Annotated in this window: 20 protein-coding genes; 15 read left to right on the top strand and 5 right to left on the bottom strand. The window is 62.5% G+C overall.

Annotated elements, in window-relative coordinates; genetic code table 11:
- Positions 1-17: 17 nt before the first annotated feature.
- From AC3WQS_RS11855 to AC3WQS_RS11835, 5 genes are all read left to right on the top strand, one after another.
- Positions 18-977: an ABC transporter permease gene (locus AC3WQS_RS11855; RefSeq protein ID WP_020906304.1), complete on the top strand. Its 960-nt coding sequence runs from the start codon at positions 18-20 to the stop codon at positions 975-977.
- Positions 977-3055: a dipeptide/oligopeptide/nickel ABC transporter permease/ATP-binding protein gene (locus AC3WQS_RS11850; RefSeq protein WP_051119010.1), complete on the top strand. Its 2079-nt coding sequence runs from the start codon at positions 977-979 to the stop codon at positions 3053-3055. The genes AC3WQS_RS11855 and AC3WQS_RS11850 overlap by 1 nt, the downstream gene beginning before the upstream one ends.
- The gene (locus AC3WQS_RS11845; RefSeq protein WP_060938397.1) at positions 3052-3870 is read left to right on the top strand and encodes an ABC transporter ATP-binding protein; all 819 of its coding nucleotides are present in this window, start codon (positions 3052-3054) and stop codon (positions 3868-3870) included. The genes AC3WQS_RS11850 and AC3WQS_RS11845 overlap by 4 nt, the downstream gene beginning before the upstream one ends.
- Before the next feature lie 60 nt (positions 3871-3930).
- Entirely contained in the window at positions 3931-4668 is a 738-nt protein-coding gene (locus AC3WQS_RS11840; protein ID WP_024487763.1) for a FadR/GntR family transcriptional regulator, read from the top strand.
- Between the two features lie 67 nt (positions 4669-4735).
- Positions 4736-4891 (top strand): hypothetical protein, encoded by a 156-nt coding sequence (locus tag AC3WQS_RS11835; protein ID WP_019746984.1) that lies wholly within the window; start codon positions 4736-4738, stop codon positions 4889-4891.
- Positions 4892-4946: 55 nt separating this feature from the next.
- Here AC3WQS_RS11835 and AC3WQS_RS11830 read toward each other — a convergent pair whose 3' ends face one another.
- Both AC3WQS_RS11830 and AC3WQS_RS11825 read right to left on the bottom strand, forming a co-directional pair.
- Positions 4947-6062 carry an NAD(P)H-dependent flavin oxidoreductase gene (locus AC3WQS_RS11830; RefSeq protein WP_003945863.1) on the bottom strand — a complete coding sequence of 372 codons (1116 nt, stop codon included), beginning with the start codon at positions 6060-6062 and terminating at the stop codon, positions 4947-4949.
- Positions 6062-7735, bottom strand: a complete 1674-nt coding sequence (locus AC3WQS_RS11825; protein ID WP_029537562.1) for an acyl-CoA synthetase — start codon at positions 7733-7735, stop codon at positions 6062-6064. The genes AC3WQS_RS11830 and AC3WQS_RS11825 overlap by 1 nt, the downstream gene beginning before the upstream one ends.
- A gap of 79 nt (positions 7736-7814) precedes the next feature.
- Between AC3WQS_RS11825 and AC3WQS_RS11820 the strand changes: the two genes are divergently transcribed.
- Positions 7815-8639 (top strand): crotonase/enoyl-CoA hydratase family protein, encoded by an 825-nt coding sequence (locus AC3WQS_RS11820; RefSeq protein WP_492713451.1) that lies wholly within the window; start codon positions 7815-7817, stop codon positions 8637-8639.
- A gap of 127 nt (positions 8640-8766) precedes the next feature.
- On the opposite strand, the gene AC3WQS_RS11815 is transcribed toward AC3WQS_RS11820, so the two are convergent.
- Together AC3WQS_RS11815 and AC3WQS_RS11810 are read right to left on the bottom strand one after the other, a co-directional pair.
- Positions 8767-9741: a hypothetical protein gene (locus tag AC3WQS_RS11815; RefSeq protein WP_492712746.1), complete on the bottom strand. Its 975-nt coding sequence runs from the start codon at positions 9739-9741 to the stop codon at positions 8767-8769.
- A 171-nt stretch (positions 9742-9912) separates the two neighbouring features.
- Positions 9913-10950: an LLM class F420-dependent oxidoreductase gene (locus tag AC3WQS_RS11810; protein ID WP_019746980.1), complete on the bottom strand. Its 1038-nt coding sequence runs from the start codon at positions 10948-10950 to the stop codon at positions 9913-9915.
- Between the two features lie 73 nt (positions 10951-11023).
- Between AC3WQS_RS11810 and AC3WQS_RS11805 the strand changes: the two genes are divergently transcribed.
- From AC3WQS_RS11805 to AC3WQS_RS11780, 6 genes are all read left to right on the top strand, one after another.
- Positions 11024-12001, top strand: a complete 978-nt coding sequence (locus tag AC3WQS_RS11805; RefSeq protein WP_492712745.1) for a Zn-ribbon domain-containing OB-fold protein — start codon at positions 11024-11026, stop codon at positions 11999-12001.
- A gap of 10 nt (positions 12002-12011) precedes the next feature.
- Entirely contained in the window at positions 12012-13082 is a 1071-nt protein-coding gene (locus tag AC3WQS_RS11800) for a thiolase family protein (protein ID WP_492712744.1), read from the top strand.
- On the top strand, positions 13082-14263 hold the full coding sequence (locus AC3WQS_RS11795) for a thiolase family protein (RefSeq protein WP_003945946.1): 1182 nt from the start codon (positions 13082-13084) through the stop codon (positions 14261-14263). The genes AC3WQS_RS11800 and AC3WQS_RS11795 overlap by 1 nt, the downstream gene beginning before the upstream one ends.
- A gap of 35 nt (positions 14264-14298) precedes the next feature.
- On the top strand, positions 14299-15162 hold the full coding sequence (locus AC3WQS_RS11790; RefSeq protein ID WP_019746978.1) for a TIGR03619 family F420-dependent LLM class oxidoreductase: 864 nt from the start codon (positions 14299-14301) through the stop codon (positions 15160-15162).
- Positions 15163-15171: 9 nt separating this feature from the next.
- Entirely contained in the window at positions 15172-15582 is a 411-nt protein-coding gene (locus AC3WQS_RS11785; RefSeq protein ID WP_019746977.1) for a nuclear transport factor 2 family protein, read from the top strand.
- A gap of 173 nt (positions 15583-15755) precedes the next feature.
- Entirely contained in the window at positions 15756-16136 is a 381-nt protein-coding gene (locus AC3WQS_RS11780) for a VOC family protein (protein WP_020906296.1), read from the top strand.
- A 194-nt stretch (positions 16137-16330) separates the two neighbouring features.
- Here AC3WQS_RS11780 and AC3WQS_RS11775 read toward each other — a convergent pair whose 3' ends face one another.
- The gene (locus tag AC3WQS_RS11775) at positions 16331-17581 is read right to left on the bottom strand and encodes a cytochrome P450 (protein ID WP_003945573.1); all 1251 of its coding nucleotides are present in this window, start codon (positions 17579-17581) and stop codon (positions 16331-16333) included.
- A gap of 174 nt (positions 17582-17755) precedes the next feature.
- On the opposite strand from AC3WQS_RS11775, the gene AC3WQS_RS11770 reads away from it, so the two are divergent.
- Genes AC3WQS_RS11770 through AC3WQS_RS11760 form a run of 3 tightly spaced genes read left to right on the top strand, consistent with a single transcriptional unit; the run spans position 17756 to position 19880 of the window.
- Positions 17756-18919, top strand: a complete 1164-nt coding sequence (locus AC3WQS_RS11770) for a steroid 3-ketoacyl-CoA thiolase (protein ID WP_019746975.1) — start codon at positions 17756-17758, stop codon at positions 18917-18919.
- 1 nt (position 18920) lies between these two features.
- Entirely contained in the window at positions 18921-19409 is a 489-nt protein-coding gene (locus tag AC3WQS_RS11765) for a nitroreductase family deazaflavin-dependent oxidoreductase (RefSeq protein WP_030534715.1), read from the top strand.
- 57 nt (positions 19410-19466) lie between these two features.
- On the top strand, positions 19467-19880 hold the full coding sequence (locus tag AC3WQS_RS11760; protein WP_019746973.1) for a hypothetical protein: 414 nt from the start codon (positions 19467-19469) through the stop codon (positions 19878-19880).
- Positions 19881-19948: the final 68 nt, after the last annotated feature.

The raw sequence follows: 19948 nt of genomic DNA, 5'->3' as shown, positions 1-19948 counted from the left end.
AACTGAGAGATTCCCCGATGGCAAGAGTCCTCCCCATGCTGATCAGGCGATTACTGATACTGATCCCCCTGATCCTCGGCATCATCGCGTTCGTCTTCATCGTGATGCAGTTCGCGCCCACCGATCCCGCAACGGCGGCGTTCAACGGCGGCAACCCGACTGCGGAACAGTTGCAGCAGTTCAAGGAAGAGAACGGACTGCTCGATCCGCTTCCGCTGCAATACGTTCACTTCGTGACCGATCTGGTCAGCGGCAATATGGGTGACAGTCTGATTTCCGGTACCCCGGTGTTGGATTCGATCTCCACCGCTCTGCCACTGACCATTCAGCTCACGGTTCTCGGACTGGTGATCGCCATCGTGCTCTCGCTGATCTTCGGTGTCACCAGCGCACTGTTCCGCGATCGTTGGCCGGATCAGGTCATCCGAGTGATCTCCCTCGGTGGTGTGGCAGCACCGTCATTCTGGTTGGCACTGCTGATGATTCAGTATCTGGCCGTCCAACTCGGATGGTTCCCTACCGGTGGCTACGTCAATCCGAGCGACTCCGTCACCGACTGGCTCTGGTACATGGCGCTCCCGGCGCTGTCCCTGTCACTGCCCGTCGCAGCACAACTCACGCGCATCATCCGCACGTCGATGGTCGAGGAGTTGGACAAGGACTACGTCCGTACCGCGATCGGCAGCGGCCTGCCCTATCACGTGGTGATCGGGCGAAATGTCTTGCGTAACGCACTGATCAACCCGCTCACCGTCCTGGGTCTACGTGTCGGATACCTCCTCGGTGGCGCTGTGGTCATCGAGCAGATCTTCGGTCTTCCCGGAATGGGTCAGCTCATGATCAACGGCGTCACCAACGGTGACCCCGCAGTCGTTCAGGGTGTAGTCATCGTGATCGCGGTCGGCTTCGTCGTCGTCAACCTCGCTGTCGACATCCTCTACCTGCTCGTCAATCCACGACTTCGGAGCGCAGCATGATGAGAAGAAAACTCACCGAGAAGCTTTCGCGACCCGGCATCACCTTTTCTCGCTTCCCCCTCTCGGCCTGGCTGTCGATGGCGGTTCTCGCGATCATCGTGCTCGCCTGCCTCTTCGCGCCGCTGATCACGCAGTACACCCCGCTCGAACAGGCGGTGGGTACCGCGGGCCCCAGCGCCGATCACTGGTTCGGTCAGGACAGTCTCGGCCGAGATCTGTTCAGCCGCTTGCTCTACGGCGGACGTTGGTCGTTGACCATCGGTCTCGGGTCCACCTTCCTCGCATTGTGCGCCGGTGCTCTCATCGGGTCGGTCGCCGCAACGAGCCGAAAAGGCGTCGACGAGACCATCATGCGAGTGCTCGACGTGGTCATGGCGTTCCCGGGCATCGCGCTCGCTGCCGTACTCGTCGCAGCCTTCGGTGGTTCGATTCCGGTTCTGATCGTCACCATCGCGTTCCTCTACACACCGATGGTCGCCCGCGTCGTTCGCGCGAACGTTCTCGCTCAGTACGGTGAGGACTACGTCGCGGCCGAAAAGGTCATCGGCGCAAGAACTTCACACATCGTCGTCAAGCACGTCGTAGCCAACTGTGCTGCGCCCGTTCTCGTCTTCTGCACTGTCATGGTCGCCGACGCCATCGTGCTGGAAGCCAGCCTGTCGTTCATCGGAGCAGGTGTCCGTCCCCCGGATCCGTCGTGGGGATCGGTGATCGCCGACGGCAAGAACATGGTCCTTCTCGGTGGTTGGTGGGCAACGGTGTTCCCCGGTCTGCTGATTCTTCTGACGGTGCTCTCCCTCAACGTGCTCGCCGAGGGCCTGACGGACGCGATGGCCGATCCGAGTCTGAAGAAGACCAAGAAGACGCCCTCCGCACTCCAAGCAGCGCAGACCGCCGCAGCGGAGGAGACCTCCAACGAACTCATTCTGGAGGACGAAGCCGCATCGGTCGCCAACACTCCGGAGTTGATCGACGACTTCGCCGACCCGAGCGTCGTGAAAGATGTCCTGAAGCCGGCCGCCGAGCCGACTCCTCTCGAAACTCACCTGAAGATCCTGGCGGAAACCGAGCGATCCCGCTCCGATCGTCTTGTGTACGAGGGCGATGCAGCACCACTCCTCGAGGTCCGTAATCTCACGATCCGGTTCCCGGAACGCTACGGAGACACCGCGATCGTCGACAACGTGAGCTTCACCGTCCGCCCGAACGAGACGATGGCGCTCGTCGGCGAGTCCGGTTGCGGAAAATCGCTCACCTCGCTGGCGATCATGGGTCTGCTACCCAAGACGGCAGTGGTGACCGGCGAGATCCTGTTCGACGGCCTCAACGTCCTCGAGCTGAACAACCGGGAGCGAAACAAGCTGCGCGGGCACGACATGGCCATGATCTACCAGGATGCGCTGAGTTCACTGAATCCGGCGATGCTGATCCGCGCGCAGTTCAAGCAGCTCACCAAGCGCGGCGGTACCCGCACAGCCGAGGAACTGCTCGAACTCGTCGGACTCGATCCGGTGCGCACTCTCTCCAGCTACCCACACGAGCTTTCCGGTGGTCAGCGTCAGCGCGTTCTGATCGCCATGTCGCTCACCCGCAGTCCGCGGTTGATCGTCGCGGACGAGCCCACCACCGCTCTCGACGTCACCGTCCAGGCCCAGGTCGTGGACTTGCTCAACGATCTTCGGGAAAAGCTCGGCTTTGCCATGGTTTTCGTGAGCCACGATCTTGCACTCGTTGCTTCACTCGCTCACAAGATCACGGTGATGTACGCCGGTCAGGTCGTCGAGTCTGCGCCCACCAGCGATCTACTCGTCGATCCGCGTCACGAATACACTCAGGGCCTCCTCGGCGCCGTTCTCTCCATCGAGGACGAGGCTCCGCGGCTCCACCAGATCCAGGGAACCGTACCGTCGCCAGGCAGCTTCGCCGCCGGTGACCGTTTTGCCGAACGTTCCCTGCGTCCGGATTCCGATCCAAACCGAAAGCCCGAGATGGTTCGGATCGGCGAGACCGAGCATTTCTTCGCGAACCAGTCCGCGACTCCCGCACACGCAGAATCGGAATTGGAGAGCGTGCGATGACTACAGCTGAAGCACCCATCCTGGAACTGAAGAACATTCACGTCGTCCACAAGACCCGTTCGGGATCACTGTTCAAACCCGGCACGGTTCACGCGGTCAACGATGTCAGTATCGCCGTACGACGAGGGGCGACGATCGGCATCGTGGGCGAGTCGGGTTGCGGCAAGTCCACTCTGGCCAAAGTCATGGTCGGATTGCAGAAACCGACGTCGGGCGACGTGGTATTTCGCGGCCGAAGCGCTCTGACCCGGTCGGCGGGCGTGCGCAAGGAGTTCGGGCGGGCGATCTCGATCGTCTTCCAGGACCCGGCTACCGCGCTCAATCCGCGAATGACGGTGGCCGACATCCTCACCGATCCGCTCGACGTCCACGGCATCGGCAACCGCGCGGGCCGAACCGCCCGAGTTCGCGAGCTGGTCGGTTTGGTCGGACTCCCCCAATCTGCGCTCGAAGTCATCCCGAGCCAGATCTCCGGCGGTCAGCGTCAACGTGTCGCGATCGCGCGTGCGCTCGCGCTCGAGCCTGACGTCATCGTGGCCGACGAACCGACGTCGGCTCTCGATGTCTCGGTGCGAGCGCAGATCCTGAACCTGCTCAGCGACATCAAGGCTCGGTTGGGGCTCGGCATGGTGTTCATCTCGCACGACATCCAGACGGTGCGGTATGTCTCCGACACGATCGTCGTCATGAACGCCGGGCGGATCGTCGAGCAGGGAACGGCCCAGGAAGTATTCGACAACCCGTCGGATGCGTACACGGCCAAACTGCTGGGCGCGGCGCCCAGTCTCCTGCAACGCACCGTTGACGTGGGTTGACCAATGGAGCGGATGACCGGACATAGGATGAAGGACGTTCGTATCAGAAAAGGGGAATCGATGTCTGTCCGGAGTGGCACACAGGGCGCTCGTTTCAGCGCGCAAAACCGCATGCGCGCACTTCAGACGGACATCATGAACTTGATCCTCGAACGCAGACTCTCCCCTGGCGACCCGATGCCCACCGAGGCCGAACTGTCCGAAGAGTTGGGAATCGGCCGGAACACCCTCCGCGAGGCACTCAAGGTTCTGCAGGCCTTGGGCGTCGTCGAGATCCGTCACGGTTTCGGAATGTTCGTCGCCCCGAGCAACTTCGACGCTCTCGCCGACGGCCTGACCTTCCGTGGCCGGTTGTCGTTGCAGGGCACCGGGCACGAGGCGATGGAACTGGTCGACATTCGTCAGGCACTCGAGACCGGACTGATCGGTGCGGCGATGGCCGAGATGACGTCGGCCGACCACGCCGACCTCGACGAACTCGTCACCGGCATGGAGGTCCGTGCCGCCGCCGGGAAGAACTTCTCCGACATCGACGCGACCTTCCATTCCCGCCTGTACTCCCCGCTCGACAACCAGGTCCTCGCTCAGTTGATGGACGTCTTCTGGCAGGTGTACAGCGAGATCCAGCAGGCTATCGGGCATTCGGATACACCACTGATCGACATCGCGTCGAAGCATCGTGCGATTCTCGACGCGATCCGTACGGGTGATGCCGTCGAGGCGGCGCACACTCTCGATGTGCACTTCGGTGGCCTGCGCGAGCGGATCGCCGGCCTTCATGCTTCCGAAGCGCAGTAGTTTCGAAACGCGTGATTTTGCTCCGCTGTCTCACCATCGCGCCCGTTCTTCCGGCAAAATTACGGGTATGAAGAACCCGAATCTGACGCCTTCGCGCGTTCTCGCAGTTGTCCTCGCTGCCGCCCTGGTTATTTTCGTGATCGCACGTCGCCGCGACGACGGCGCCCTCAGCCGCGGAGAATGGTTGTCGGACAGCGTCGGACCGGACGACCTCGCCGGCTGAAACGACGTATGCCCTCGGCCGAAACTCGGCCGAGGGCATACGTACGTGTCATCTACTACTTCATCGAATCCAGTCGGGTTCGCGCGTCCTCGAACCCCGACACCAGCTCTGCCATGACCTCGGCGACCGGTCGGATCTCGTTCATCCGTCCCACGATCTGACCGACGGGCATTGCCACAACTTCCGGGTTCTCCGATGCAGCGATTCTCTGATGAGCGTCGCTGACCAGTAGGTTCTGCAGCGGCATCGGCAAGGGCGCCGGTGCTCCCGGGTTCGACCAGGCTTCCGTCCACTTGGTCTTGAGCAACCGAGCGGGCTTACCCGAGTAGATGCGCGAACGTACGGTGTCGGCCGACGTCGCGCCCAACAGTGCACGCTGAATAGCGGAAGGGCCTTCGCCCGACGCACTGCCGAGTTTGTATTCGGATGTGGTGAGCCAGTACGAGCCCATCCACACTCCGGACGCACCGAGTGCAAGTGCAGCAGCCACCTGACGGCCGCTGCCGATACCGCCGGCAGCCAGTACCGCAGCTGAATCGCCCAGTGCATCAACGATTTCCGGAACGAGAACCATCGAGGCAATTTCGCCGGTGTGACCGCCGGCCTCGTAGCCCTGCGCGATCACGATGTCGACACCGTTCTCGACGTGACGACGTGCGTGCTCGACGGCGCCGGCCAGTGCTGCTACCGGAACGCCTTTCTCGTGCGCTTGATCGATGACGTCCTTCGGCGGTGATCCCAGTGCATTCGCAATCAACGCGATCCGGTGTCCCAGAGCAACATCGACGTGAGATCGCGCCACCGAGTGAAGCCATCCCAGTACGCCGGTCGCATGCTCGACGTCGTCGGAAAGCGGCGGCACACCCAGTTCGTCGAGCGTGCGGTTGACGAAGGCGCGGTGCTCCTCCGGAATCAGCTTGTCGAGATCGACGGCGCCGCCCTCGGTCGGCACCTTGGCCGGCATGACGATGTCGACGCCGTACGGCTTACCGTCTGTGTTCTCGTCCATCCACGTCAGTGCGGCTTCGAGCTCTTCCGGATCGTTGAACCGGACACAACCGAGCACGCCCAGACCGCCCGCGCGGCTGATCGCGGCCGCGACATGCTCGGAAGGAGTGAATCCGAAGATCGGGTATTCGATGCCGAACTTGTCGGCGAGATCCGAACGCATCAGGCTTCCACGCTTTCGTTTGCGGACGCCACAGGAGCGCCGTTTCCGTTGTGATCGTCAGCCTCGCGCGATTCCGTTTCGGCCTTCGCCCAGCGGTAGTCGGGCTTGCCGGCCGGATTGCGCTTGATCTGGTCGACGAACCACACACTGCGCGGAACCTTGTATCCGGCAATCTCTTTGCGCGCTGCGGTGGCGATGTCGTGCAACGTCGGCGACGTGCCTTCGCGTACCTGAACCACTGCGGCAACCCGCTGACCGAAGCGCTCGTCGGGGATACCGACCACCAGCACGTCGAAGATGTCCGGGTGCGCCTTCAACGCGCCCTCGACCTCTTCCGGGTAAACCTTCTCGCCGCCGCTGTTGATGGACACCGAACCGCGGCCGAGCATCGTGACCGTGCCGTCGGCTTCGACCTGCGCATAGTCGCCGGGGATCGAGTAGCGAACGCCATTGATGGTGCGGAAGGTTTCGGCCGTCTTGACCTCGTCCTTGTAGTAGCCGAGCGGGATGTTGCCCTTGCGCGCGAGCATGCCGCGCTTGCCCGATCCGGGTTCGACCTCGTTGCCGTCGTCGTCGAGAACCGTTGTGGAGGCGTCGATCTTGACCGTCGGACCGCCAGTGTGCTTCTGACCCTTGCTCAGCACGGCCAGTCCGCCGAAGCCGGTCTCGGATGCTCCGATGGAGTCGGTCAGCAGGCGGTTGGGCAACAGTTCGAGGAACTGCTCCTGGATGCTCGGCGAGAAGAGTGCAGCACTGCTGGCCATCACGTAGAGCGTCGAAAGATCGTACGGCTCACCCGTCTTCGGATTGCCGGCGATCAGTGCGTCGAGCATCGGACGGCCCATCGCGTCACCCGTGATGAAGATCAGGTTGACCTTGTGCTTGTCGATGTTCTGCCACACCTCGTGGGCGTCGAATTCCGGGTGCATCAAACAGGTTCCGCCGCCGAAGAGGCTGTGGAACACCGCAGACTGCGAACCACCGTGAATCATCGGGGGGATCGGGTAGCGGATCATGCTCGGGTTGGCTGCGCCGACCTTCGCCATCTCGTACTCGTCCTCGACCGGAACTCCGGTCACGAAGTTGATGCCACCGCCGAGAACACGCCACCAGTCCTCGTGACGCCACATGACGCCCTTGGGACTTCCGGTGGTGCCGCCGGTGTAGAGCATGAAGATGTCGTCGTTGCTGCGCTCTTCGAAATCACGCTCACCCGAACTCTGCGCGAGTGCGTCCTCGTAGCCGATGCCGAAAGCACTGAAGTCCAGATCGGTGCCGTCCTCGACCACGATGACGGACTTGACCTTGGGGGTGTTCGGCAGGACGTTCGCGACCTTGTCCGAGTAGCGGCGCTCGTGAATGAGCGCAACCATGTCGGAGTTGTCGAAGATGTACTGCAACTCGTTCTCGACGTACCGGTAGTTGATGTTGACCATCACGGCCCGGATTTTGAAAACGGCGACCATGGCCTCGATCGCCTCGATGACGTTCCGGCAGTAGATGCCGACCTTGTCACCCGGTTGAACGCCATGTTCACGCAGGTAGTGACCGAGGCGGTTTGCTCGGTCCTCCAACTGCGCATAAGTCATCTCGCGGTTGTCCGAGACCAGCGCAACGCGGTCCGGAACGAGGTCGATTGCGTGCTCTACGAAGTCTGCGATGTTAAGGGCCACGAGTTCAAAGTAGAACGTGTTACCGTTTCTGGCAAGACCCAATTTGAGAGCCAGCTCACAGACCCGCCAGGAGCCATCAGTGTCCACTTCGACGACCGAAAAATCAGACGTTTCGGAAACCGCGCCGCATTGCCTCGTGGAGAAGCGCGGCCACGTTCTCATCGTGACCATGAATCGCCCCGAGCGTAAGAACGCCATCACCGGCGAAATGATGGCGATCATGGTCGACGCCTGGGATCAGGTCGACAACGACCCCGAAATCCGCGTCGCGATCCTCACCGGAGCTGGCGGCGACTTCTGCGCCGGCGCCGACCTCAAGAACATGTCCGCCAAGCCTCCGGGAGATTCCTTCGCGGGCGGCGGCGTCGACATGTCCAAGATCGAAGGTCTACTCAAGGGTCGCCGGTTGACCAAGCCGCTGATCGCTGCGGTCGAGGGTGCAGCCATCGCCGGCGGAACCGAAATCCTGCAGGGCACCGACATCCGCGTCGCGGGCGAGAGCGCCAAGTTCGGCGTCTCCGAAGCCAAGTGGGGGCTCTTCCCGCTCGGCGGTTCCGCGGTGCGTCTCGTTCGACAGATTCCGTACACGATCGCAGCCGACATCCTGCTCACCGGTCGTCACATCAAGGCTCCGGAGGCCAAGGAGATCGGGCTTATCGGCCACGTCGTCCCGGACGGTCAGGCCCTCGACAAGGCGCTGGAGCTCGCGGACCTGATCAGTGCAAACGGCCCCCTCGCCGTGCAGGCGATTCTCAAGACCATCCGCGACACCGAGGGTATGCACGAGGAAGAGGCCTTCCAGATCGACGCGCAGCTGGGCATGAAGGTGTTCATGAGCGCGGACGCCAAGGAGGGCCCGCGAGCCTTCGGTGAGAAGCGGGCGCCCCAGTTCAAGGGCATCTGAGTCAGGGTTGCCTGTCCCACCCCTGTCTGAGCCACCCCCCTTTCCCGTCCGCTCTCGGTCCCACCCACCCCCCTTTTCGAGCGAACGTACCTTTCGGCGCCTTCAGTGCGCCGAAAGGCACTTTCGCTCAGCCGGTTTCGTCCAATTTGACCCACCTCGACCTCGCGAACACCTGTGGCCGGGGACGTGACTGCGCCAATCTGTAGTGCGCACGCAGGTCCTCGATCACACGATCAGGGTCCGTTCGCAGTGCACTGGGCACCGTCGGCAACACGATGATTCCCGCATTCTGCATACGCGTCCGACGTTCCACCGTGCGCTTGTAGTCCGTCGGCGCGGCATGCCATTCCAAGGAGTCGATGTCCCACGCGAAGGCAACCGAATCGATCCATCCGTCCGGAATTGCGATGAAGTCTCCGTCGGCATCCCGGATCTCATGGTTGAACAACATTTCCGGCAGCCCGCTCCGCTGCCACAGTTTTCGCGCGTGAACCTCCGGAACCGAGTGGACGTTCGCGTTCACTTCGCGCAACACGACCCGAGGTAGCGCGGAACCCCGACTGCTACCCGCCTCGAGTTCCTTCGCAAGTTCGCGCACCGAGACGTCGCCACGCTGAACGACCTCGGCAATGAGTGCCCGTGTGGGATCGAGGGCCCTGCACCGCCTCGCAGCGTCGAGTAGTGCCCTCGGCAGCGGCGCACAGCGCAGACCGTTGCGAATCTCCGGCTCAGGCAGTCGAACAGTGCGCTCTACCGTGACGAACCCAACCGATTGAACACGACGGTCGATGGGGATGAGCACCTGCACATCCCCAGAATGCATCCGATATCCGAACTCCGACATGGCAGATCGACCGGTCAGTAGAGACTCGTCACCGCTCAACATGAGCGCAGCGATCGATCGTTGACGCGGCGTCGGTTGACCATTTCGGAGCAGGATCACTCCTGGCAATATGCGCTGCCAGGGTCCACCCACTCGACACCGGGTGTGCACGGCGGAGTTGGAGACGCCCAATCGCGCCAACTCGGCCGTTCGGATCACTCCGCTTCGACTGACGCGGTAGATCGCGTCCAGATCATCGCCCCACATTCCACGCCGCATGGTCGCAGCATGACTCGAGTAGCACCGCGGGCCCCGGCGGCGACCTGGGGTTTTGGCGGCCCTGTGGATAACTTTCGGCGAGCGAAAGGCGCGTTGAGCGCCTCAGATGCGCTGAACGTGCCGTTCGCTCGAAAAAAGGGGGGTCCCGCTCGAAAAAAGGGGGTGCCCCGCTCAACCACCCACCGCGGCCGCGAGCTCTCGCACATGGTCGGCGTCGCGGCAGGTCACCAGCAGCATCGTGACTCCGGCTTCCTCCCAACGCTTCACGTCCGCGCGCACCTCGTCGACGTTGCCGATGATCATGGTCTCGGTGACCATCTCGTCGGGGACGACGGCAGCAGCTTCGTCCTTGCGGCCCGACATGAAGAGGCGACCGATCTCGTCGACCTCCTTCTCGTAGCCCATCCGCTTGTAGACCTGTGCGTGAAAGTTCAACTCCGGGGCGCCCATTCCGCCGACGTAGAGGGCGGTCATCGGCTTGAGAGCGGCGATGGCCGCGGCACGATCGTCGGTCACGATGACCTGGCACGTGGCGGCCACCTCGAAGTCTTCGCGGCTACGACGGGCCCCGGCGCGAGCGAAGCCTTCGTCGAGCCACTTGTTGTACATCGGCGCCAGGCGCGGGGTGTAGTAGATCGCCAGCCACCCGTCGGCGATTTCACCGGCGAGCGCGACGTTCTTCGGCCCTTCGGCGCCGAGCCAGATCGGGATGTCCGCACGCAGCGGGTGCGTAATGGGCTTGAGCGGCTTGCCAAGTCCCGAACTGCCCGGTCCCGCATACGGCAGAGGGTAGTGGGGGCCGGGGCTGGTGACGGGCGCTTCACGGGCGAGGACCTGGCGCACGATCGAGACGTATTCGCGGGTGCGCGCGAGCGGCTTCTCGAATGGCTGGCCGTACCAACCTTCGACGACCTGCGGTCCGGATACGCCGAGCCCGAGGATCGTTCGCCCACCGTTGAGGTGATCGAGAGTGAGCGCGTGCATGGCACAGCTGGTCGGTGTTCGCGCCGAAATCTGTACGACGGAGGTGCCGAGACGGACGTTTTCGGTCCGAGATCCCCACCAGGCGAGCGGGGTGAAGGCGTCCGAGCCCCACGACTCCGCCGCGAAGACCGCGTCGAATCCCGCGCCTTCCGCGGCCTCGATCAGTTCCGGGGCGTTTGCCGGCGGCTGTGCGCCCCAGTATCCGAGTTGCAACCCAAGCTTCATCGCAGGCCTCCACATTGCCGGTGATCAGAAGTGACTCTTGCCACAATCTCTAGAACCTGTTCTACTCGATCTTGTGACCATCGGAAAGAGCGGGGTGGCCGACAAGCCCCTGAGCGCACCATTGAATCTCCATTTCGACTACACCAGATCGACGGGACCGACCATCGGCGCGTTCGTGACTGCCCTGCGTGATCGCAAGGTGATCGGCGCACGTGGGTCGGACGGTCGTGTCTTCGTGCCGCCACCGGAATTCGATCCGGATACGGCCGAACCACTGACCGACTTCGTCGGAGTCTCCGACGGCGGAACGGTCGTGAGTTGGACGTGGATGCCCGAACCCATCGAGGGTCAACCCCTGACGAAGCCTTTCGCGTGGGCCCTGATCAAGCTCGACGGCGCGGACACGTCCATGCTCCACGCGGTCGACGTCGACTCCCCCGACGACATCAGCACCGGCCTGCGGGTTCGTGCTCGCTGGGCGTCGGAGCGGATCGGGCAGATCAAGGACATCGAGTGCTTCGAACCAGGTGAGAGCGAAAATGGAATCGCGACAGTCGATTCCACCGCCGATCCTGTCACCATGATCACGACGCCTGTCGACCTGCACTTCATGCATTCCGCTTCGGCCGAGGAGAGTTTCTACCTCCGTGGTCTCGCAGAAGGCAAACTGATCGGTGGTCGCAGCGGACCCGAAGACAAGATCTACATCCCACCGCGCGGCGCGAATCCCACCAACGGGAAGCCGACGAGCGAGCAGATCGAACTGCCCGACAAGGGAATTGTCACCACCTTCTGCATCGTCAACGTCCCGTTCCTCGGGCAGCGAATCAAACCGCCCTACGTGGCCGCCTACGTGCTTCTCGACGGAGCCGACATTCCGTTCCTGCACTTGATCCTCGAATGTGATGCCGCGGACGTACGCATGGGCATGCGCGTCGAAGCCAAGTGGAAGCCTCGCGAAGAGTGGGGTTACACCCTCGAGAACATCGAATACTTCCGGCCGACAGGTGAACCCGACGCCGAGTACTCCACCTTCCAACACCACCTGTGAGGCTCCTGAAATGACTTCTGCAGACATCGCAGTCGTGGGCTTTGCTCAGGCACCCCACGTCCGCGAAACCAACGGCACCACCAACGGCGTCGAGATGCTCGTCCCGTGCTTCCAGCAGCTCTACAGCGATCTGGGAATCACCAAGTCCGACATCGGCTTCTGGTGCTCCGGATCTTCCGATTACCTGGCCGGACGAGCGTTCTCCTTCATCTCGGCCATCGACTCCATCGGAGCGGTCCCGCCGATCAACGAATCTCACGTCGAGATGGATGCTGCGTGGGCCTTCTACGAAGCGTGGATCAAGATCTTGACCGGCGAGGTCGAGACCGCGCTGGTGTACGGCTTCGGCAAATCCTCCGCCGGGCACCTGCGCAAGATCCTGTCCATGCAGCTCGATCCGTACCTCGTCACTCCGCTGTGGCCGGACTCCGTCTCGATCGCCGGACTTCAAGCCCGACTCGGACTCGACGCGGGTAAGTGGACGCAAGAGGACATGGCGGAGGTTGCCGCTCGTAGCCGTCGTCACGCGCTGAGTAATCCGAAGGCTCAGCTCGCAGGCGAGGTCGACATCGAGGCACTACTCGCCAGTCCGTTCCTCGCAGATCCGTTGCGCGCACACGATTGTGCGCCCATCACCGATGGTGCGGCAGCAATCGTCCTGGCCTCGGGTAACCGCGCCCGCGATCTCTGCGAGCGGCCGGCGTGGATCACCGGACTCGAGCATCGCATCGACTCCCCCAACCTGGGTGCACGTGACCTGACCACGTCGCCGTCCACTACGTCGGCAGCCAAGGCGGCAACAGGCGGCGAGATCGGCAACATCGACGTCGCCGAACTGCACGCGCCGTTCACTCACCAGGAATTGATCTTGAAGGAAGCGATCGGCCTGACCGACGCCACCACGATCAATCCGTCCGGCGGTCCGCTCAGCGGCAACCCACTGTTCGCCGGTGGTCTGGAACGAATCGGCCACGCCGCCAAGGCAATCTTCGACGGCCAGGCGAATCGCGCTCTGGCCCATGCAACAAGCGGCCCTGTGCTGCAGCAGAACCTGGTAGCAGTCTTGGAGGGACGGAACTGATGGCCGGAACGCCTCAACTCGCGGCCGTGCTCGGCACCGGCCAAACTCACTACGTCGCAAAGCGTCATGATGTCTCGATGGCGGGCTTGGTTCGTGAAGCCATCGACGCCGCGATGCTCGACGCCAACGTCGGCTGGGACGACATCGACGCCGTCGTCATCGGAAAGGCCCCCGACCTGTTCGAGGGTTCGATGATGCCCGAACTCGCCATGTCGGATGCTCTTGGCGCCAACGGAAAGCCGTTGCTGCGTGTTCACACTGCCGGCTCGGTGGGTGGTTCGACGGCTATCGTCGCCTCCAGCCTGGTCAAATCCGGTGTCCACAAGCGGGTTCTGACGGTTTCCTGGGAGAAGCAGTCCGAGTCGAACGCCATGTGGGCGCTGTCCACACCGGTACCGTTCAACATGCCTGTCGGCGCCGGCGCCGGTGGATACTTCGCCCCGCACGTCCGTTCGTACATTCGTCGATCGGGCGCACCGGAGCACATCGGCTACCTCGTCGCGGTGAAAGATCGACTCAACGGCAGCCTCAATCCGTATGCGCACCTGCGGCAGCCGGACATCACCTTCGAATCGGTGCAGGCATCTCAGATGCTCTGGGATCCGATCCGCTACGACGAGACCTGCCCGTCCTCGGACGGCGCGTGCGCTCTGGTGATCGGCAACGAGGAAGCGGCCGCACAGGTCGAGGCCGAGGGTCGTTCGGTCGCGTGGATCCACGCAACCGCCATGCGCACCGAGCCGACCTTCTATGCCGGACGCGATCAGGTCAATCCGCAGGCCGGCCGTGACGCCGCGGCCGCGCTGTGGAAGTCCGCGGGAATCACCGATCCGCTCAACGAAATCGACTGCGCCGAAATCTATGTCCCGTTCTCGTGGTTCGAGCCGATGTGGCTCGAGAACCTCGGTTTCGCGGAGGAAGGCCAGGGATGGAAGCTGACCGAGGCCGGCGAAACCGCGATCGGCGGCAAGCTCCCGGTCAATGCCTCGGGCGGTGTTCTCTCTTCCAACCCGATCGGCGCCTCGGGCATGATCCGTTTTGCCGAGTCGGCGATGCAGGTCATGCACCGCGCCGGCGATCACCAGGTGGCCGACGCGCGCAAGGCTCTCGGCCATGCCTACGGCGGTGGCTCGCAGTACTTCTCGATGTGGGTCGTCGGCTCCGAACGTCCCACCACGTAACAGCAGCACACACGCCGATCAGGAAGAGGCCGAAGATGAAGTACACCGTCGGGGTTGCCATGAACCCCTTGGACCAGTTAGCCGGTATCGCCAAAACGGCCGAAGAATGCGGCTTTTCGTCGATCGCTCTCCCCGATTCACTGTTCTTCATGGAAACGCAGGCGGCGGATTACCCGTACACCCCGGACGGGTCTCGGATGTGGAATGCCGAGACCCCCTGGGTCGATCCGCTGATCGCCGCAGCTGCAATGGGCGCGGTGACCGAGAAGATCGAGTTCTACACCCAGGTGCTCAAGCTGGGTAGCCGCAATCCGGTCCTGCTCGCGCGGCAGGTCGGATCGGTAGCGGCATTGACGAACAACCGTTTCGGCTTCGGTGTCGGAATCGGTTGGGCTCCTGAAGAGTTCGAGTGGTGCGGCGCTCCGTACAAGCGTCGCGGCGCCCGAGTGGACGAGATGATCGACGTTCTCAAACTTATTCTCGGCGGCGGGATGGTCGAGTATCACGGCGAGTTCTTCGATTTCGATCGCCTGCAGATGAGTCCGGCTCCCACCAAGCCGGTTCCGTTCTACGTCGGCGGCCACACCGAGGTGGCGCTCAAGCGTGCTGCGCGAGTCGGCGACGGTTGGACCTCGGCGATGATCAAGTTCGACGACCTGGTGGGTGTGATCGCACGACTACGCGAACTGCGCGCCGAGTACGGCCGCGAGAACGAGCCGTTCGAAATCCAGACGGTGTGCATCGACCGTTTCGGCAAGGACGGTTACGCAGAACTCGAAGATGCCGGCGTCACGGACATCATCACCGTACCTTGGGTTTTCGACGGAATCGGCTTCGATGCCCCGCTGGAGGCTAAGCAGGATTCGATGCGTAAGTTCGCCGAGCAGTACATCAACTGAGGAGTCGCGATGACTGACGAACACCCCGCCCGCGTCGCGGGTAACGCTTCGCGCGCCGCAGCGAGTGGCAAGAACAAGGAAGCCTGGCTGGACCTCTTCGCCGAGGACGGTTGGGTGGAGGATCCGGTCGGGCCGTCGGGATTCGATCCCGAAGGCAAAGGCCATCACGGACGCGAAGCGATCTCCAAGTTCTACGACATGACGATCGCGACCGCGGACAAGCTCGAGTTTCTGATCGACGATTCACTGGTGTGCGGCAACGAGAACGTCAACATCGGCAAGATCCGGACCACCATCGGCGGCTCGATCATCGACGCCGAGGGCGTGTTCGTCTATCGCGTGAACGACGCAGGCAAGATCGCGTCACTTCGAGCATTCTGGGAAGTGGACCGTGCGATGAAGACGGCACGCAAAGCCTGAGAACCCACAGTACGAGAGCGGCCCCGGTCATCGACCGGGGCCGCTCTCGTCGTATTCGAATCAGCCTGTCGTACTTGCACCGAGAACCTCGAAATGGTTTCCTGGTTGCCAACGTCGCGTGTCGATGACGGACTGCGTCAGGCATGGAGGCGTCGTACTGCAAGGGGTCACTCATGACCATTTCGTTCAACCACACCATCATCGCCGCAAAAGACCGACAAGAGTCTGCGTGGTTCTTCACTCACATGTTCGGTCTGCCAGGCCCGGTCGAGGCCGGCTACTTTCTCGGCGTCGAACTCGAGCACGGGGTGACACTGGACTTCGCACAGGTGGAAGAGGGCGCCGAGGTTGCGTCTCAGCACTACGCTTTCCTCGTCTCCGAAGATGACTTCGACGGCATCTACCAGCGGATACAGGCGTTGAAACTTGATCACTGGGCCGATCCGCGCCAGTCGAGTACCGGCTTCAACACCAACGACGGTGGGCGTGGGGTCTACTTCCTCGACCCGTCGGGACATTTCCTGGAAGCGATCACCAAGCCATACGGCGGCTGAATTAGAGATTGAACTACAAACGGCGGCGCCTACGGGAGATGAGGGATCCCGCAGACGCCGCCGCAGTTCCAGGTTGCCAACTAGTGGCCCCCCGGAACGTCTACTGTAGTTCTGCGTGTTCGAGAGTGCAGAGGCAACTCCCGAAAACCTACACAGAACCTACTCGCCGGTTACCAGGTCAGTATATGTCCGGATCAGTGTTTGACCGGGCAGCCCGATGTCTTGTAATCAACCTGAAACTCTTTGATGCCGTTGAGCCAGCCCGAGCGCAGGCGACGGGGATCGCCGAGCCTGGTGATGTCGGGTAGGTGATCGGCGATCGCGTTGAAGATCAGATCGATTTCGAGACGAGCCAAGTTGGCGCCGATGCAGAAGTGCGCACCCGTGCCGCCGAATCCGAGGTGCGGATTGGGGTCACGCATGATGTCGAACTTCGTGGGATTCTCGAAGACGTCTTCGTCGAAGTTGGCCGACGCGTACATCATCACGACGCGATCGCCCTTCTTGATCTTCTGTCCCCCGAGTTCGGTGTCTTCGAGCGCGGTGCGCTGGAAAGAGGTCACCGGGGTGGCCCAACGAACGATCTCGTCGGCCGCAGTCTTCGGGCGTTCCTTCTTGTACAGCTCCCACTGGTCGGGATTGTCGAGGAAGGCAACCATGCCGTGTGTGATGGCATTGCGAGTGGTCTCGTTACCCGCGACCGCAAGCAGAATCACGAAGAAGCCGAATTCCTCTGGGGAGAGCTCATTTCCGTCGATGTCAGCTTCGATGAGCTTGGTGACGATGTCATCGGCGGGACACTTCTTGCGCTGATCCGCCATCTGGTACGCGTATCCCAGAATCTCCATCGACGCTGCCTGCGGATCGATGTCGAACTCGGGGTCGTCGTAGGACGTCATCTGGTTGGACCAGTCGAAGAGCTTCATTCGATCTTCCTGCGGCACACCGAGAAGCTCGGCGATTGCCTGCAGCGGAAGTTCGGACGCGACCTGAACCACGAAGTCTCCGGCACCACCGGCAGCCGCAGTCTTGACGATCTTTTCGGCGCGCTCGGTCAGTTCTTCGCGCAGGCTGTTGATGGCTCGCGGGGTGAATCCACGCGAAACCAGCTTGCGAAGCTTGGTGTGCTCCGGAGCGTCCTTGTTGATGAGGATGAATCGCTGCATCTCGACGTTCTCGCGCGGGATGTCGTCGGCGAAGCGAGGAATCGCAGTGTTCTCGTGGGTCGAGAAGATGTCGCTTCGCTGCGAGACCTCCTTGACCTCTTCATGACGGGTGACCACCCAGAAGCCCTCGTCCTGGAATCCACCGATTTCCGGGGGCTGCGGATTCCACCACACGGGGGCCGTCTTCCGGAGTTCGGCGAACTCCTCGAACGGCATGCGTTCCGCGTAGATGTCGGGGTCCGTGAAGTCGATTCCCTCGGGGAATGCGGGCTGTGCCACTGATGTCTCCTGCCCTAAGCCTTTTCATCACAGGGGTGATGGGGATCCGTGATGTGTAACACGTTCTACTCTCATTGAAACACAAGCCTGCTTACTAGGAAAGGAAACGTCGACAGGTCTTGCTTCCCGCAGAGAACCTGTTCTACTTTTTCATTACAAGGAAAGGAGCCCGCTGTGGGCACACCAGTAATCGTCGAGGCTGTCCGTACACCGATCGGCAAGCGCGGAGGTTGGCTCGCCGGTCTGCACGCCGCCGAGATCCTCGGAGCGGCACAAAAGGGCGTTCTCGACCGGTCGGGAATCGACCCGTTGCTGATCGAGCAGGTGATCGGCGGCTGCGTCACCCAGGCCGGCGCTCAATCCAACAACATCACGCGCACGGCTTGGCTGCACGCCGGACTTCCGTGGCAGACCGGCGCAACCACCGTGGACTGCCAGTGCGGTTCGGCCCAGCAGGCGAACCATCTGATCGCCGGTCTGATCGCCACCGGCGCCATCGACGCCGGCATCGCCTGCGGCATCGAAGCCATGAGCCAGGTTCCCCTCGGCGCAAACGTCGGCGATCAGGCCGGACCGCGTCGGCCTGCGACGTGGGACATCGACATGCCCAACCAGTTCGAAGCAGCGGAACGCATCGCGCGTCGACGCGGACTGACCCGTGACGACATCGAAGCCCTCGGCGTCCGCTCGCAGGCGCTGGCCAAGCAGGCCTGGGAGGAAGGGCGTTTCGACCGCGAGGTTCTCGAACTTTCGGCGCCCCAGGTCGACAAGGAAGGAAACCTCACGGGCGAGACCAAGCTCGTCAATCGCGATCAGGGCCTGCGCGATACGACGGCCGAGTCCCTAGCGCGCTTGAAGCCCGTCCTCGAAGGCGGGATTCACACGGCAGGAACGTCTTCCCAGATATCCGACGGCGCGGCCGCAGTCCTGCTCATGGACGAGGACAAGGCCCGCGCACTCGGCTTGAAGCCGCGAGCCCGCATCATCGCCCAGGCACTGGTCGGCTCGGAACCGGAATTCCACCTCGACGGACCGGTGCAGGCAACCAGCCGTGTCCTGGAGAAGAGCGGAATGAAGATCGGCGACCTCGATCTGTTCGAGATCAACGAAGCATTCGCATCCGTCGCACTGTCCTGGGCTCAGGTTCACGAACCTGACTTCGACAACGTCAATGTCAACGGCGGCGCGCTCGCTCTCGGCCATCCGGTCGGCAGCACGGGCTCTCGACTGATCACCACCGCACTGCACGAATTGGAGCGTCGCAACGGCTCGACGGCTCTAATCACGATGTGCGCCGGCGGCGCGCTGGCCACCGGAACCATCATCGAGCGTATCTGAGATGACTACTCCCCCAGCTAAACCCAAGGGACTCGACGCTCCGGCGACGGTCAAGATCATCAAGTGGATGTCGAAGGCAAACGTCGCCATGTATCGCGCCACCGACGGGCGGCTGGGTAGCAAGTGGCGGGTCGGCAGCGCGTTCCCACGCGGGCTGCCGATCTGCCTGCTCACCACCACCGGTCGCAAATCCGGCGAGGAGCGGATCAGTCCGTTGCTGTTCCTCGAGGACGGCGAGAACGTGATTCTGGTGGCGTCGCAAGGAGGTCTTCCGAAGAACCCGATGTGGTACCTCAACATCAAGGCGGACCCGGTGGTGACGGTGCAGATCAAGTCTCGGATCCGATCGATGAAAGCCCGCGTCTCCACCGAGGACGAGCGCGCTCGGCTGTGGCCGATGTTGACGGCGATGTATCCGGATTTCGACAACTATCAGGCCTGGACCGACCGGGTCATTCCCGTCATCGTGTGCGAGCCGCTGAAGAAATAAACGGACTGTTTACAACAAAACGTTTACATCGGCCCGGGTTCGTGCCAGCCTGGGTTCATGACCGATGACCAGTTCAGACCGATCGATTCCGGCCGCGAACGCGCACATCGCGAGTACGCCGGACTCTTTCGGATCAGCGAGCGCCACGGCGCGACCCAAAGCCAGCGCGCGCGGCAATCTCATCCGGAGATGCTCGAGCCCTACGGCGCGGTGCGCGTCGTGGCTCGTCTTGCCGGCGGCACCGACACACCGCAGGCGAACGAACCCGAGGTCGACGACGCCGATGTCATGGCTGCGTTGACTCTGATTCCCAAGGCCCGAGCCGAAATGGAACAGCTGGAAGCGCTGTTCCTCGGAATTGCCCGCGAACGGGGCATGACCTGGCAAGATATTGCCTTCGGACTCGGGCTCGGCAGCACTCAAGCTGCCCGCCAGCGCTACGAAAGGCTCGTTCGCCGCACCGGAGGCTGAACACGTGCCATAACGAGCGAGTTGGAGCACTATTGACTCGTACGGTCCGCACGGCGTTTCGACAGAGC

This window comes from Rhodococcus sp. FW305-130 (assembly GCF_058788335.1).
The sequence above is the reverse complement of the archived record's forward strand: the minus strand, read 5'-3'. Positions and strand labels throughout refer to the sequence as shown.